12 protein-coding genes are annotated in these 15209 nt (G+C 64.0%); 4 read left to right on the top strand and 8 right to left on the bottom strand.

Features of this window, described 5'->3' with window-relative positions; translation table 11 throughout:
• Positions 1-116 precede the first annotated feature (116 nt).
• From LVJ94_26865 to LVJ94_26855, 3 genes are all read left to right on the top strand, one after another.
• Positions 117-842 (top strand): serine protease, encoded by a 726-nt coding sequence (locus LVJ94_26865; GenBank protein ID WXB00532.1) that lies wholly within the window; start codon positions 117-119, stop codon positions 840-842.
• Between the two features lie 64 nt (positions 843-906).
• Entirely contained in the window at positions 907-2610 is a 1704-nt protein-coding gene (locus tag LVJ94_26860) for a peptidase M14 (GenBank protein WXB00531.1), read from the top strand.
• A 165-nt stretch (positions 2611-2775) separates the two neighbouring features.
• On the top strand, positions 2776-4455 hold the full coding sequence (locus LVJ94_26855; GenBank protein ID WXB00530.1) for a tannase/feruloyl esterase family alpha/beta hydrolase: 1680 nt from the start codon (positions 2776-2778) through the stop codon (positions 4453-4455).
• Here LVJ94_26855 and LVJ94_26850 read toward each other — a convergent pair.
• The 6 genes from LVJ94_26850 to LVJ94_26825 form a co-directional block, all read right to left on the bottom strand.
• Positions 4446-5315, bottom strand: coding sequence for an aldo/keto reductase family oxidoreductase (locus LVJ94_26850; protein ID WXB00529.1), 870 nt, complete (start codon positions 5313-5315; stop codon positions 4446-4448). The two genes, LVJ94_26855 and LVJ94_26850, sit on opposite strands and share 10 nt — an antisense overlap.
• A gap of 109 nt (positions 5316-5424) precedes the next feature.
• Positions 5425-6288, bottom strand: a complete 864-nt coding sequence (locus LVJ94_26845; protein ID WXB00528.1) for a carbonic anhydrase family protein — start codon at positions 6286-6288, stop codon at positions 5425-5427.
• Positions 6289-6420: 132 nt separating this feature from the next.
• Positions 6421-7392, bottom strand: a complete 972-nt coding sequence (locus LVJ94_26840; GenBank protein ID WXB00527.1) for a FecR domain-containing protein — start codon at positions 7390-7392, stop codon at positions 6421-6423.
• Positions 7389-7985: a sigma-70 family RNA polymerase sigma factor gene (locus LVJ94_26835; GenBank protein ID WXB00526.1), complete on the bottom strand. Its 597-nt coding sequence runs from the start codon at positions 7983-7985 to the stop codon at positions 7389-7391. Before LVJ94_26835 ends, LVJ94_26840 begins: the two co-directional genes overlap by 4 nt.
• Positions 7986-8043: 58 nt before the next feature.
• A complete protein-coding gene (locus LVJ94_26830) occupies positions 8044-9072 on the bottom strand; it encodes a hypothetical protein (protein WXB00525.1) in 1029 nt (342 codons plus the stop codon).
• 22 nt (positions 9073-9094) lie between these two features.
• A complete protein-coding gene (locus LVJ94_26825) occupies positions 9095-10132 on the bottom strand; it encodes a hypothetical protein (GenBank protein ID WXB00524.1) in 1038 nt (345 codons plus the stop codon).
• A 327-nt stretch (positions 10133-10459) separates the two neighbouring features.
• On the opposite strand from LVJ94_26825, the gene LVJ94_26820 reads away from it, so the two are divergent.
• Entirely contained in the window at positions 10460-11992 is a 1533-nt protein-coding gene (locus LVJ94_26820; protein WXB00523.1) for a carboxylesterase family protein, read from the top strand.
• 38 nt (positions 11993-12030) lie between these two features.
• On the opposite strand, the gene LVJ94_26815 is transcribed toward LVJ94_26820, so the two are convergent.
• A complete protein-coding gene (locus tag LVJ94_26815; GenBank protein ID WXB00522.1) occupies positions 12031-12939 on the bottom strand; it encodes an alpha/beta hydrolase in 909 nt (302 codons plus the stop codon).
• An 88-nt stretch (positions 12940-13027) separates the two neighbouring features.
• On the bottom strand, positions 13028-15121 hold the full coding sequence (locus LVJ94_26810) for a TonB-dependent receptor plug domain-containing protein (protein WXB00521.1): 2094 nt from the start codon (positions 15119-15121) through the stop codon (positions 13028-13030).
• Positions 15122-15209 lie beyond the last annotated feature (88 nt).

The following is a 15209-nucleotide window of genomic DNA, read 5'->3' as shown; positions in this document are numbered from 1 at the left end:
AGTTCCTTGCGAATGCCCGTTATTGCCAGGCACGTAATCCACGCATTCGGGACTTCGACGCACGGAGTCATTCGACATGCGCAAACGACATCTGTCTCGCAGGAGGGACATTCCCCATGAAGCATATTCCGTTTTTGATCGTGGCCATTCTTTCGGCGGTTGGTTGCAGCGCCCCGTCTCAAGATGAATCCATCGGGCGCTCGAGCGACGAAATCATCGGTGGTCACGACGCCACGGAGACGTATCCATTCATGGTTTCGACGCAGACCTCCCAAGGTGAGCACTGGTGCGGCGGTGCCCTGGTTGCACCACAATGGGTCGTCACCGCACAGCACTGCCTTCGTGCCATCAGCAAGGTGCGCATTGGCTCCAATTCGACGGAAAGTGGCGGGGAACTCATCGCCATCCAGCGCAAAATCGCCCATCCGTCGGACGACATTGCCTTGCTGCGCCTCGCGAGTGCCTCGCAGAGCACCCCGGTGGAGCTCGCATCGGAGGATCCTGCCGACGATTCGCCCGGGCGGATCATCGGATGGGGAACGACGTCGTGGCCGCAAACGAACTATCCGATCGACCTGAAAGAGCTCGATATTCAATTCCGTCCCGTCCGTGCATGTTCCGGTGGTGAGCCGGGGCAGGGCGATATCTGCATCAGTGGCACCCGCACCGAGGGCGCTTGCCACGGTGATTCGGGCGGCCCTGCGATCTCGGGTTCGTCCGGACACTGGACCTTGGTGGGGGCCACCAGCCGAGCCGGCAGCGGCGGTGAATGCGCGGGCACCAGCATTTATACGGGGATTGCGGCCCACGTGCAGTGGATTCGCAGCACGATAGGCGGCTGAGACGCCCGTTGGGGGGGACCCACCATGTCGTCAATCTCGCAACTTTCGTAAATGGAGTCAGCCGATGAAGGCGTTCTTGCGTTCACCCAAGTCTTTCCCTCGCTTCGTGGTCGCGCTTTCCGCGCTCACGACAGCGGCATGCGTTGGCATCACGGGATGCTCGACCGATTCGGAGCCTTCCAAGGACGCTCCCCCTTCCGCCGGTGAGACCATTTTTACGCATGTACATTACAAGGATCAGGCCGACCTTCAGGGGTTGGTCCACCGCTACGACGTGCTCGAAGAGGTGAATGGAGAAGAAGGGTGGGTCGCCGTCCTCATCGACGATCCCGCCGACTACGAGGCGCTCGTGGCGAGCGGTCATCGCGTGGACATCGTCGAGCGCGAGTCGAAGCAGCAGCGCCTGCGCCTCCAGAGCACGGCGGCTGCGACGGGGATCCCGGGCTATTCATGCTACCGAACCGTGGAGGAGACGCACGCCGCGTTGAAGCAGCTCGCCTCGGACTACCCGAACCTCGCCAAGGTGGTGAACATCGGGCCCACGTGGAACAAGCAGAATCGCGATGCGGGCTACGATATGCTCGTGCTCGCGTTGACGAACAGCGCCATCGCGGGCCCGAAGCCTGCGTTCTTCCTGATGGGCGGCATCCATGCGCGCGAGTACACGACCTCGGAGACGGTGTTGCGTTTCGCCGAGCAGATGGCCAAAGGATACGGCAGCGATCCCGACGCAACGTGGCTTCTCGATCATTACGAGCTTCACGTTCTGCCGCAGACCAACCCGGACAGCCGAAAGGTCGCCGAGCAGGGCTACTACCAGCGAAAGAACGCGAACGACACGAACGGCGGCAGTTGCTCCGTCCCGCCGACCTTGAGCAACCAATATGGCACGGATCTGAATCGGAATAGCTCGTTCCAATTCAATACCGGTGGCTCCAGCGACGAGCAGTGCGACCAGGATTACCACGGGCCGTCGGCCAAGTCGGAGCCCGAGACGGACAACGTTCAAAAATACATCGCGTCGATCTTTCCCGATCAGCGCGGGCCGAACACCGGGGATGCCGCGCCGCTCGATGCTTCGGGGGTGCTCATCACGTTGCATAGCTATGCGCAGAAGGTTCTCTACCCATGGGGGTGGAGTGCGTCGGCCCCGCCGAATGCCGCGCAGCTCGCAACGCTGGGGCGCAAGTTCGGCTACTTGAACGGATACACCGCCTGCCAGGTCGCGGCCCCCGGTTGCATGTACGTGGCCAGCGGCGGCACCGATGATTGGTCGTACGGGGAGCTTGGCGTAGCGTCGTTCACGATTGAAATGGGCACGGCCTTCTTCGAGAAGTGCTCGACCTACGAACAGAGCGTCGCCCCCGGCAATTTGAGCGCGCTTCGCTACGCGTTCAAGGCCGCCCGGCGCCCCTACCAGACGCCTTCGGGGCCGGAGTCGCTCCAAGTCACGGCGTCGCCCGCATCGGTTTCCGCAGGAGCCTCGGTGACGTTGACCGCCACGGCGGACGATACGCGCTACAAGGGTTCGGAGCCGACGCAGACCATTGCGGCGGCGCACTACACGGTGGACGCGCCCTCGTGGGCCTCCAATGCGACGAGCGCGATGGACGCGGCCGATGGTGCGTTCGACGCGAAGAGTGAAAAACTGACCGCCACCGTGGATACCACCGGATGGACCTCCGGCCGGCACATCGTCTTCGTCGAAAGCCAAGACGCCAAAGGAAACTGGGGCGTACCGAGCTCCGTGTTCATCGACGTTCCGTGAAGGGAAGGCGTGCCGCCGGGTTGCCTCGAACATGTCGGGGCGACTCCGGCGGCAAAATGCCCCTTCGTTTCATTTCGTTGGAGTGCGAGCGATACCTTTGTGTCAGATATATCGTATGCGATTCATTCGTATGCGCTACATGAATCGACACGCAAGGAGATTGCAATGACTCAACGAGAGAACGGACTGTACAGGCGAATCGCCGAAGGGGCCGGGGTGGTGGTGACCCTCGCCATCCTGGTGCCACTGGCCGTGACGCAGTCCGCGTGCGAGGACACGACGGATCCTCCGGCGAACCAAGGCGCACCGGCCTGCGCGCCCGTTGCCGTTTCCGCCCCGAGCGGCGCGGAGGTGGAGTCCGTGGTCGCGGTCCGGCAGCCCGGGGGCACCGTCAGCTTCCCCGACGCACCGTTCGGGCCAACACCGGCCCCCATTGCCGACGTCCCGGCGAGCTGCGAGCTCACGGTCACGCTGACGCATCCTGGTGCCGGCGACCACGTGCACGTGAAGGTAGTGCTGCCCGAAACCGGTTGGACCGGCCGTTTCCAAGCGTTGGGCGGCAGTGCCTACGCCGCCGGTGAGTTCGGAGCGCCGCTCGTTCGGGCCGTGAAGAATGGCTACGCGGCCGCCACGACCGACGCAGGCGTTCCCCTCACGTTCCTCGACGCGAGCTGGGGCCTTGCCGCCGACGGCACGATCAACGCACCGTTGCTGACCAACTTTGCTTCGCGTTCCGTGCACGAGGCGACATGGGTGGGCAAAGACGTGACGCAGAAATTCTACCACCGGCCGATCTCGTATTCCTATTGGAGTGGCTGCTCCACCGGCGGACGCCAGGGCTACTCCGAAGCGCAGAACTTCCCCGACGACTTCGACGGCATCCTCGCCATCGCCCCCGCGATCAATTGGTCGCAGTTCGCGGTCGCGTCCTTGTGGCCGCAGATCGTCATGTACCAAGAGCACGACTTCCCCAGCACGTGCGTGTTCAACGCATTCAAGGACGCCGCCATTCGGGCCTGCGACGCCCGCGACGGGGTCACCGATGGCATCCTCGAGCGGCCCGAAACGTGCGACTACGATCCGCGCGCGCTCGCCGGCACCAAGGTGCGCTGTGAAGGCGGGGACATCACGGTCACGCCCGCCGACGCCGAAGTCGTGCGCAAGATCTGGGCGGGACCAACCGACGAGCACCATCGACCCCTGTGGCCGGGACTGCCCAAGGGCGCGGACTTCGGCGGGCTGGCCGCCACGAAGCTGGATACGACTGGCACTCCGTTCGCGCCCGGATTCCCCGTGGCCGTAGGCTGGGTTCAGACCTTCCTCGAAAAGCGTCTTGGATTCGACACGTCGACGATCACCTACGACCAGTTCGCCGAACTGTTCCGGCAATCCGTGAAGGAGTACGACGGCATCATCGGCACATCGAATCCGGATCTCTCGGCCTTCCGAAATGCCGGTGGCCGGTTGCTCACCTGGCAAGGTGGCGCCGACCAGCTGATCACGCCCGGCGGCACGATCGATTATTGGCAACGGGTGGTGCAGCGGCTGGGGGGCGCTCCGCAGGTCGACGACTTCTACCGCGTGTTCCTCGCACCGGGCGTGGCCCACTGCGAGGATGGCAACGGCCCGATCCCGACGAACGCACTGGATACCTTGGTAGACTGGGTCGAGCACGGCAAGCCGCCGGACACGTTGCCCGCGGCGATCACCAACGCCTCGGGCAAACCCGTCACGCGCAACCTATGCCACTACCCTCAGGTGTCCTCGTACGTCGGACAGGGTGATCCCAACGAGGCGACGAGTTACCAATGCGTGGGCCACGGCGCGGCTAGCGTTCAGCGATGAAAACCTTCCAGCTTTTCGACGGCGGCGGGGGGCAGTTTCAACTCGGCGGCCTTCAGGTTCTCCCGGAGGTGCGTGAGCGACGACGTTCCCGGGATGAGCAGGATGTTCGGGGCGCGTTGCAGTAGCCACGCCAGTGCCACTTGCATCGGGGTCGCTTCGAGCGACGTGGCGACCTCGGACAACGTCGACGACTGCAGTGGTGTGAAGCCGCCGAGCGGGAAGAATGGCACGTAGGCGACCCCCTCCTTCGCGAGCTGGTCGATGAACGCGTCGTCTCCCCGTCGCGCCAGGTTGTACTCGTTTTGCACGCACACGATTTCGGTCACTGCCCGCGCCTCGGCGAATTGCTTCGCCGTGACGTTGCTTAGGCCGATGTGCTTGATGAGTCCCTGCTTTTTCAGATCGGCGAGGACGAGGACTCGGTCCTTGATTGATTCATCGGCCAAGTTCATGAGGCCGACGCGCAAGTTGACGATGTCGAGCGCTTCGACCCCGAGGTTTCGGAGGTTGTCCTGGACCGCCGAGCGGAGCTCGTCGGGGGATTGCGCGGGCAGCCACGAAGCGTCGTCTCCGCGGCGCGCCCCCACCTTCGTGACGATGACGAGGTTCTTCGGGTAGGGGTGCAGGGCGCGCTTGATGATCTGGTTGGTGACGTGCGGGCCGTAGAAGTCACTCGTGTCGATGTGGTCGACGCCGGCCGCCTGTGCCTCCCGGAGAACCGCGACGGCACCGTCGGGATCGCGCGGCGGGCCAAAGACGTGGGGGCCCGCTAGCTGCATGGCGCCGTAGCCGACGCGGTTGACGGATAGGTTCGTACCGGGAAACGCAAAGCGCCCGCCGAGGTTCGTGGGGTTCGTCATGGTGAGGTGAGGGTAGCTGCGCGCCTTCGGCAAACCAACGAATAGGATGAATGGAACGCATGAATTACGTTCATGCGAGAACCCTCGACCTCAACCTCGTTCGCCTCCCTCAAGGCCGATGAATCGAGACCTGGGTCCCCGCCAAGATCGGCTGGATGGGGCGATTGTTCCGGCCGACGGCGTCCTGGAGTTGCCGGATCTGCGCCTTCGATGCCTTCAGGGGTTCGAGGAGCACGAAAAAGCGAACGGTGAACGAGCAAGGCGGTGTGGTGAGCGAGCCGTCGTAGGTCATGTACGTGCGCCCCTCGGGGAGGAGCCTCGGGAGATCCAAGGTCACGCCGGTCACGCTGCTCGGAGCCTCCTGCGCGCACCTATCGAACTTCGGCCAAATTTTGGCCAGCTCGGGATTGTCGTTCTCGCTCTCCTCGAACATCACGGCGATGACCGCGGCAAAGGGCTGCGTGCCGCTCGCATCGAGGTGTACGAAGTGTGCTTCGAGAGGATACTCTTTGCCATCGAGCGTATGTTCGGATGGCGCATGGACGTGAAACTGCGCAAGACCATAATCGGTACCATCGACCCGTAGTTGGTTTTGCGCCGGGTCGAATCCCGCGATCCACGTGTGTCCGTCGTTTCGGAGATTTTGCACGGTCGCCGCCGTGGACCATGCGAGTTCGCTGCCGAGTTGGAAGGGGCGGGCCACCACACCCGCACCGGAACGGGCCATCGCAATGGGGGATTGCTGTTGGCTTTCGTTCGCGCAATCCGGATAAACGCTCGCATCCTGCGCAGATGCAATCTCGCCCCAATGCGATGGGCCCAACGGATCGCCCGCCGAGTAATTCCAGAGCGGTCCGCCGCGCACTGTGACGCACGTTGCTGCGTCGGCGTGATCGTCGTGCGTCTCCGCGTCGGAACTGCAAGCGCAAATCATCGCACCCAGGGCCGCGAGGGCCCCGGCAATGTATTTCATGGGAAACATGGCATCTCCTCGGCCAAAAGAAGCCGGTGGAAGCGAATAGGGATTAGTGACTCCGCCCGAGCAGTGCCGTGGGGCGAGCGATCAGCTCACGCTTTCGTGCGGACGACACGACTTCGCGCGTACCTACTGCGCGGTTGTCTTACACTGGCGCTGACGAATCACGCGCGCATGGACGCCTTTGGGGTACCGTTCCAGATAGGCCGTGCGCGCCGAAACGCAGCGCGGATCGGCCATCGCATCGAGCGCATCGACGCGGCGAGCCTCCGCGTCTTCCCGAAACTGCGCCGCCGGAGCGAGCTCGATCGCATCGTCCAGGGCTTCGAGCGCGCCTGCCGGATCGCCGAGCACATCAAGGCGAAGGCGCCCGAGCTCGAAGGCCGCGAGCCCGGCGCGCGCATCGCTGCGGTAGTGTGTTCGCAGCTCGTCGAACGCCTCGAGGGCGTCCTTCAGATGGTTCGCCACCCGCGCTTCGGTGGCGCGCGCCAAAAGCTCCTTCGCATCGAGCGGCTCGGGGGGGCTCTCGTGCGCGGGCTCGGCCTCGATGGGGGTCGACCACTTTTCACCGGCATGGAGTGCGCGCGGCATCGAACCATCGCTGCGCGCCACCTCGATGCTTCCCTGCGCGACGTTGACGTGCAGCATGTCCCGGCCGGCTTTGGCCTCGATGTGCGCGTCGAAGCCGCCGCCGGCCGCCGTGATGTGCTGATTTCCGGCGCTGACGTCGAAGGTTCGCGACTCGGATTGCGGAATCTCGAGCGCGATGCCGCCGGACTCCAACACCAGATGAATGCGTGTGGCGGTCACCGTGGTGAGCCGCATTCGGCTGCCGGGATCGATGGTGACCCGGGAGCCATCGGCGAGCGTGAGCTCTTCGTGCGCCATCGCCACATGATCGTGCCGCGTCGCCGTGCGCACGAGGAGCGCGGCACCCGCGACGATCGCCAGTCCCGCGGCGGTCGCGAGCATCCAGCGTGCCCGGCGAGGCGGCGGAGCCTGCATGCGCGCGGACACGGCGCCCCATTGTTTGGCCAGGCGCGCGTCGTTCACCGGCGGTGCGAGCTCCTCCGAGAGCGGATGTTTCGACGATGTGCTCACGGCGCCTCGTTCCCTTCATCATGATGCGCCCGCAGCCGCGCATCCGCCTCCTCGATTCGGCGTTTCACCGTCGAGAGCGACACGCGGGTCATCGACGCGACCTCTCCGAGCGCCAGGCCTTCGACCCGATGCAACACCAGCGGAACGCGCAGATCGGCCGGCAGCTCCGCGATGACGCGATAGAGGCGCCGCACCTCCGCGACCCGCGCGGGGGTCGCACAGGCGGAAGCAATCTCGTCGAGATCGATCGCGAGCGCGTCGCGGTTGAATCCGAGGCGCGCCATCATCCGTCGCCGGCGTATCAGCTTGCGCGCCAATCGCACCAAAATGGAGGCGAGCCACGAGCCGAACGCATTGGGATCTTCGAGTTGGTGCAGCGATTGAAGGGCGGCGACGAAGGCATCTTGGACGAGATCGTCGACGTCGCGATCGCGGCCCATCAAGCGAAATGCCAACCCATTGAGTCGGGTGGCGTGCCGGCCAAAGAGCGCCTCCCGCGCCCAGCCTTCCCCGGCGCGGGCGCCCACGACCAGGGCCGCATCCGAGGGACCTGGCCCCGGGCGGCTCGGGCTGCTCTCGCGGACCACCTTCACGGGGGCACTCTACCACCGGGATGCGGGCGTCGGCCATTCTTCCCGCGGACGGGAGGTCTCAGTGCCCCGGTGCCGGCCGCGTGGCCAAATAGATGTCGACGATGCTGGGGGAGCCATTCTCATTCTCTACCTGCGATTCGTAGTAGAGCCGGCAATGATCGGGTGAGATCCAGGCCGGGGCGTCGCGGTAGACGCCTCCCAGTGGGATGGAGCGAGGCTTGGTCCATTGGCCCGGGGTCGTCTGATAGGTCGAATAGATGGCGGCCGCGCTCGAGTACAACAGTTCGTTGCCATCGGCGCTCACGACCGGCGAGTATTCGTTCGTATTGGGAAGGTCGACCCCCCCTTCGACGCGGACCGGAATGGAAAATGCGTTGGTGGCCTCGAAGCGATCGTGCAAGACGTCGGCTCGATAAATGGCGAGCGTGCCTCCGTCCCCAAAGCACCCCCCTGGTTCGGTGCACTGGGAGAACCACAGGTCGCCGCCGCCGCCGGGAAGGGTACGGAGAAACGGATTGAAGGTGACGCTTCCGGTATTGAGGGGGAGTTTTAGGCGTTGCGGGGTCCCAAAGGTTCCTGCATCTCCCTTGGTGGCGAAATACAAATAGGGATTGTTCGGGCCTTCAGGGCTTCCGTCCGGCGCACCACCGTCCAAATGCCCCGCGAAGACGATGATGCGGCCATCGTGATTGAAGCGAGGATAGTCCTGGCCCGCGAGGCCGTTGAGCGCCCCTTCCATGGGCCGTCCACCGTCGAACTTCTCGTCGGGACCGTTTCGGTCTGGAACATAGAGTTTCGCCGGGTATTGGCGACCCAAGAACCCCGATGCGGTGAATCCGAAGTAGATGGTTTTTTCGTCGTTGGTCAACGTTGCGCCACGCCGATCTTGTCCCAGTGGGGCGGCGAAGACGCGCCCCCGGTTCGTGAATGGCGCGTTGGGATCGCACATCCCCGCATCGGGCGCGCCCGCCTCGTCTTGCGAGGGCGTCGACGCGATGATCTCGGGTTCGCTCGGAAGGCAAGCGACCCATAGGCCGATCGCGGCGATCGAACCAAGCAGCGATGCAACGAGTCCCTTTCGGATCATGAGGAGGCCTATCGCACGCGCATTAGAAGGCAAACGAAGCGCTCGCTCCGTGGACATGCGGCCCTGCCAGCGGCGTCACTCGAAAATCGCGGAGGCCGCTGGCGTGGGGCGCCGAAGCGTTGCTGCTCTTGGTCGTGGCGAGGAAATAGATGCCCACGCCCACCGCGGCGAGGCCCGCACCGCCGGCGATGAATGCGACGATTCGATTCGTCGAAGCGTCGTCCCGATCGCGGATGCTCGCGTCCCGCTGCCTTTGCACGTTGGGATTGCCGGTGGGGCCCTCTTCGAACCTCTTCGCGTTGGCTTCTTCCTCGTCGGCCTGATGGTCCAGCAGCACTGAACGCACCCCGAAGAAGATCCCCGTGCCCAACGCGAGAACCCCCGCACCTCCCACGATGAGGCCCAGGTTGCGCCGGCCGCCATCCGTGCCGGTGTCACCCGGCGTGCCCGTGCCGTCCACCTTGTTCAGGGCGACGGGCGGGGCATCGGCCGCCACGCTCTGGAGCTCGGGCACTTCCACCCGCGACGTGCCCGGGCTCGCTGGAACCTTCACCACGTACTCCCACGTTTTCTTGTTGGGGGCCGACACCGCCACCCGATGCTCGCCGGGATCGACGGGGAGAGGCGTGCCCAAGGCGGCATTCCCCAACACCTGATCATCGAGCTTCACCACCATCCCGCTGGATGGCTGTTTGACATCGAACACCAAGGAGCGAAGCTTCTTCTGCAGCTCGGTGGCTTGCTGCTGGGCGAACTTCGCGCGCTCGGTTTGGCCCTTATGCTCGGCTTGTTCGGCAGCCTGGGTGAACTCGGCCCAAGCGCTCGCCGTTTTTCCCTCGAGTTGGTGGCAATTGGCCAGATTGAGCAACGTGCCCGTCGCGGGGTCGGTCCGCTGGCTCTCCGCGAACTTGATGCACGCTTCGGGGATGCGATTCAACTCCAGGAGGCGCTTTCCCTCGCGATAGAGCGCCTCGGCGACGGCGGGGGAGCCCTGTGCGCTGGAATGCCTCGTCGTGAGCATCGCCGCCGCAACGACGACGGCGGCCACAGTGCATTTCATGCCCGCCATAGTCGCCGAATGGTTCGCCTAGGTCAAACGAGCGGGGCGGGGACGAGGTGAAAAAAGGGGGCGGGGGCGAAGCGGCGCACGCGCAGGCCGCCGGTATACCGTCGTGGGGGACCCCATTGCCAACGAAGACATGCGAAGTCTCCGAATATGCAATTACCTTCTTGATGAGTGCATTCGTCGTCACGCCTCTGTCGCCGTATTTCAATTTGCGCACGCGAATTAATCGTACAGAATGACGCGCTCTCCAACGGTACCTGCGGTTGGGATGCGGAGAGGGGAGCTCACGCTTTGCCGGATCGTCAGAAGGGAGTCACAGCGATGGCCATCGACACCGCGCGCGCGCCAAATGGCGCACCTGTCATCGACACGGAAGAAGGGCAAGTTCAAGGCGCCGTCGAGAGACATGTCTTCGTCTTCAAAGGCATTCCCTATGCGCAGCCGCCGGTTGGCAACCTGCGCTGGCGCCCACCCCGCCCGGTCCTACCGTGGAAGGGGATATTCAAGGCGGATGCGTATGGCAAATCCTCGTTGCAGTCCCGCGAGGGGTGCATTTCGAGCGCCGGCGGAGATCCCGAAGCGCTGAGCGAGGACTGCCTGTATCTCAACGTGTGGACGCCGCCTCACGTCGCGCTCGGGTCCAGCGCTGCCAAGGGGGCCAAGCTCCCCGTCATGGTGCGGATTCACGGCGGGGCGTTCCTGCTCGGGGCAGGAGGATTGCCTCCTTACAACGGCGCGTCCGTGGCGGCGCGTGGTGCGGTCATCGTCACGTTCAACTATCGACTCGGCCATCTGGGCAACTTCGCGCATCCCGCGCTGGATGCGGAGGTCTCCGATGGCCCTGCGAACTTTGCGCTGTTGGATCAGATGGCCGCGCTTCAGTGGGTGCAGAGAAACATCGCCCAGTTCGGAGGAGATCCCCACAATGTGACGATTGTCGGTCAGTCCGCCGGGTCCCGGAGCGTGTTGGCCCTGTACGTGACGGAGTTGGCGAAAGGCCTCTTTCACAAGGGCATCGCGCAGAGCTTCTACGGGCTGCACGAGCACACGCGCGCCGAGGCGCTCGGCCGGGGCATCGCCTTTGCCAAGGCCCTCGGGCTGCCGCCCGGCGTGACGGCGGCCGATCTCCGCGCGTTGCCGGCGGAGGCATTCTGGAAGCTTCCGAGTGCGACGTTCGTGGCCCCCGTCCTCACCGCGGGCGACAGCGTGCTGCCCATGGGGATTGTCGAGGGGTTCTTGGCGGGAAAGGCACACAAGCTCCCGCTCATCCTCGGCAGCACCAGCGACGACACGAGCGTGATCGAGGCATTCGGCTTCGCGCCGGCCCGCCTGGTCCAACTCCTGCGCGATCAGAACATCGACCTGGGCGTTCTCTACCCCAACGTCACCGACGAACGCGAGCTAGGTCGCCGCGTGTACCTCGACTTCGTCTTCACCCGGCTCCCCCGTCAACTGGCCGATGTTCATTCCAAGCATAGCCCCACGTGGCGCTACTACTTCGACTACGTCATGGACCGCCTCCGCCCCGAAGCACCCCACGGGGCGCCGCACGGCGGGGACGTCCCATTCGTCTTCGATACGGGCGCGCTGATCCCGGAGTACTCGGTGATCCTCACGGAAAAGGACCGAAAGTTCGCATTCACGGTCAGCGAATATTGGCTCGAGTTTGCCCGCACTGGGAAACCCGCGGCCAGTGCTGCCCCCGAGTGGCGGGCGCACGAGAATGGGGCGCACGGCAAGAGGGATTGTACGCTGCTCCTGAGGGACAGCATCCGGTGCGAGGAGAACTTTCGGAGGGATATTCTGGACGCCTTCCTACGAGCGAGCGGGGTGATCACGCTCCCGCCAAAATAGGATTCCAAGAAATGGGCCAAGGCGCGCGTGGGGGGCTGCTAAAGGCGGTCTTCCTTGCCGGCGGCAGGGCTGCCCGCGTCGCGCCGTGCGTTCTCGCGGAGGTTGGACAAGAATTCCTTGATCCCGGTTCCGATGCGTTTGGGGATCTCGAGCTGCGGTGAATGCGCGGCATCCTCGAAGACGACGAGCTTCGCATCGCGGATTCTCTCCCGATACGCTTCCGCAACGTTCATTTTTACCACCGGATCGTGCTTTCCCCAAAGGATGAGCGTCGGAGCGGCGACCTCCGAGATGCGATCGCCCAGCGAATAATCGGGGCCCTCGCGCACGACTCGCGCCATGGTATTGATCTTTTCGAGCGCGTTGTTCGTCTGCGTCATCAGGTGGCGCAAGAGAAACCCCGGCAGCTTTGGCCGCTTGTGATAGACGCGGTCCAGCACGCAGAGAAGATCCTCGAGGGATTCCATGCGCGAGCCGAATCCGGTGTAAACCACGTGCTCGTCCTCGACGACGAGTCCCGGTGCATTGACGAGGATCAGGCTCCGCACCCGTTCGGGGTGGTGAATCGAATAGGCGAGCGAGACGTGACCGCCCATCGAATTGCCGCCGAGATGAAATCGATCGAGCCGCATGGCTTCGACGAATGCGTGCAAATCCGCGACGTGACCCCGCACGGTGTAGTCACGCTCCGGGATGAACTCGTTCTCCCCGTGCCCGGTCAAATCGGGCAAGATGACGTGCCAATCTCGTGTCAGTCCCTGCGCCGTTCGCAAGAAGGACGATTTGTCATCAGCGAGGCCGTGCAGAAGCACGAGCGTGTCCCCGTGCCCGCCCTCGTAATAGTGAACCCAGTACCCGTTCACTTCGATCTTCTTTTTTCGAAGACCGGCGCGATAGGCGACCGCCCCATTGGTGGACGCCAACAACAACTTGGCAACGGCTCCCATGTCTCCTCCTCCTGCCCTTCCCCGAAGGCATCGCCGGTGTGGCGGCTGAGAGATAACGGCCCTGACGGGACACCGCAAGCTGAGGGGATCAGATCTCGCCGCTGACCTTCAAATAAACGGCGCGACCCGGCCGTTGAACGCCGAGGAAGTCGTAGACGCGTTCGTCGGTGACGTTTTGCACTTCCAGGGTCGATGTGACGACGGCCGGACCACCGTACACCGTATAGGAAATACCGACGTTGTGCGTGATCTGGGAGGGAACGAGAGGCTTGTATTCTTGGGTCCCCAGACTCGGCCAACCCCGATAAAACTCATGAACGAAGCGCCCCATGTAAAAAGGCTCGAGGGTATCGCGTTGCGAAGGCAAACCGGGAATTCGAAAGCGCGCGCCCCAGCTGGCAAAGAGCCACGGCCGGTTCGGGAGCCGATCGCCGTCGAGGTACCCCAACGGGCCCTCGCTGGATGCGTTGCGCGCGTCTTGAACGGTCAGGGTGCCATCGAGGGTGAGACGGCGCTCGAGCGTGCTCCAGGTGAGCGCGTTTTCCAGGCCGAAGGAACGAGCGCGATTCACATTTTGATACTGAAGGTACCTTTCGCCGGGTAAGGGGAGGATCAAGCGATCGCTGTCGCGGTAGAAGGCATTGACGTCCGCGGTGATATCGCCAATCGGGGTGCGGCGCAGTTCGAGGCGCGGGCCGGCATTGGCGTTGTGACTCAATTCCGGCTCGAGCTCGAGGTTGGGGCGCGCGAGGACTCCGTTGCCGAACACTTCGTCGGAACTCGGCAGCCGTGTGGCGTATTCGTAGGAGACCTTGACGTAAAGCGGCTTCGAAATGCGCAAACGCACGGCATTGCCCGCGCCGAAGCTATGGGAGTCTCGCGAAAGGGCGACGCTACCCGCTCCGCTGGACGAAATGTGAAAGACGTAGTCTTTGACGAATGCAATGTTTTGCAATCGGTCGCCGAACAGATTCGCTTCGTATTCCATACCGCTCACCATCGTGAACAGGCTGCGGTCCGTGTTCACCGGGTTGGGCGCACTGGTTCTCGAAGAAATGCGCTCTTCCCCGGTACGGGTCGCTCGTGTCGGCGCGAGGACCACCCGCAGCACGTGCGCCGGTGCCAGCGACCATTCCAACACTCCGCGCGCGAGTCCGGTGCCTTCCCCCTGCGTCTGATCGGAGGCGGCGTTTTCTTGGATCTCGCCCGGGAATCCCTTCCCCCTCGGGGTCCCGGGCCCGCTGGTCCTCCGGCCGTACCAGTCGTATCCATAAATGGACTTATCCACGAAATCGATGGTGCGGCGTGAATAGCTCGCGAGTATCTTGAGCTCCAAGCGCGACGCGATGGGCTGTTCGTAGCGCGCTACGGCGCCGTAAACCGACTCACCGTATTCGACTTCGCCGTATGCCACCTTCATCTCGACACTGTGCTGGAGCTCCTTGTCGTAGCTGGTGCCATATGCGCGCAACGAAAGGCGGTGCGCCCACGGTCGATCGAGCACGCCGACCTCCACCGAGGCTCCACGCGCGACATAGCGGTCGTGGAAACGCGGTGCGTTGATCGGATGCAATTGTCCGCGATCGTCGGTGTACTCGACGTCGACGCGGTAGTTGTTCTTGGCATAGTCGAAAAAGAACGAGCCGCCGGCGAAGAACCCGCTCGGTTCATGGCGGTAGCGGCCTTCCACGCTCATGCGCTGCGTTCCAAAGGAGCCCACCTGGTACGAGGCGCGCGCGTGCGTGTCGTAGCGCGTGTCGCTGACCAAATTGACCGCACCGCCCAAGGCATCGGAGCCGAAACGTAGCGGCACGACGCCGCGGTAGATCTCCGCGCGCTCGACGAGGTTCACCGGTACGTTGGCGATGCCAAACGGGTAGCCCGCCGCGCCGAGTGGGACGCCGTCGAGAAAGAAGCGGATCTGATCGTCGTAAAGGCCGTTGAGCGAGAAGCGCGCGTTCGAACCGAGCCCGCCGCTCCTGCGCACCGAAACGCCTTGCGTGCGCGCCAGCACCTCCCCGAGATCGGAGCTCTGTTGCTGCGCGCGGCGCAGGTCCACCACGGTGACCGCTTCGGCGGACTGCTGACGCCGCCGTCCCTCGCTCAGCGACCCTTTGACCTTCACCTCCGCGGGGGCGGGACTCGGCGCGGGCTCCTGTGCCCAGGCGGAAATCGGGGACACAACGACGATGCTTGCCATCGCGCTCCCCCAAAAGCGACGCAACGAACGGTGGATTGACATGGGGGCGGGCGACCTGCGATAGAGTGAT

It is taken from the genome of Sorangiineae bacterium MSr11367, from assembly GCA_037157805.1.
Classification (GTDB): Bacteria; Myxococcota_A; Polyangia; order Polyangiales; family Polyangiaceae; genus Pendulispora; species Pendulispora rubella.
The sequence above is the reverse complement of the archived record's forward strand: the minus strand, read 5'-3'. Positions and strand labels throughout refer to the sequence as shown.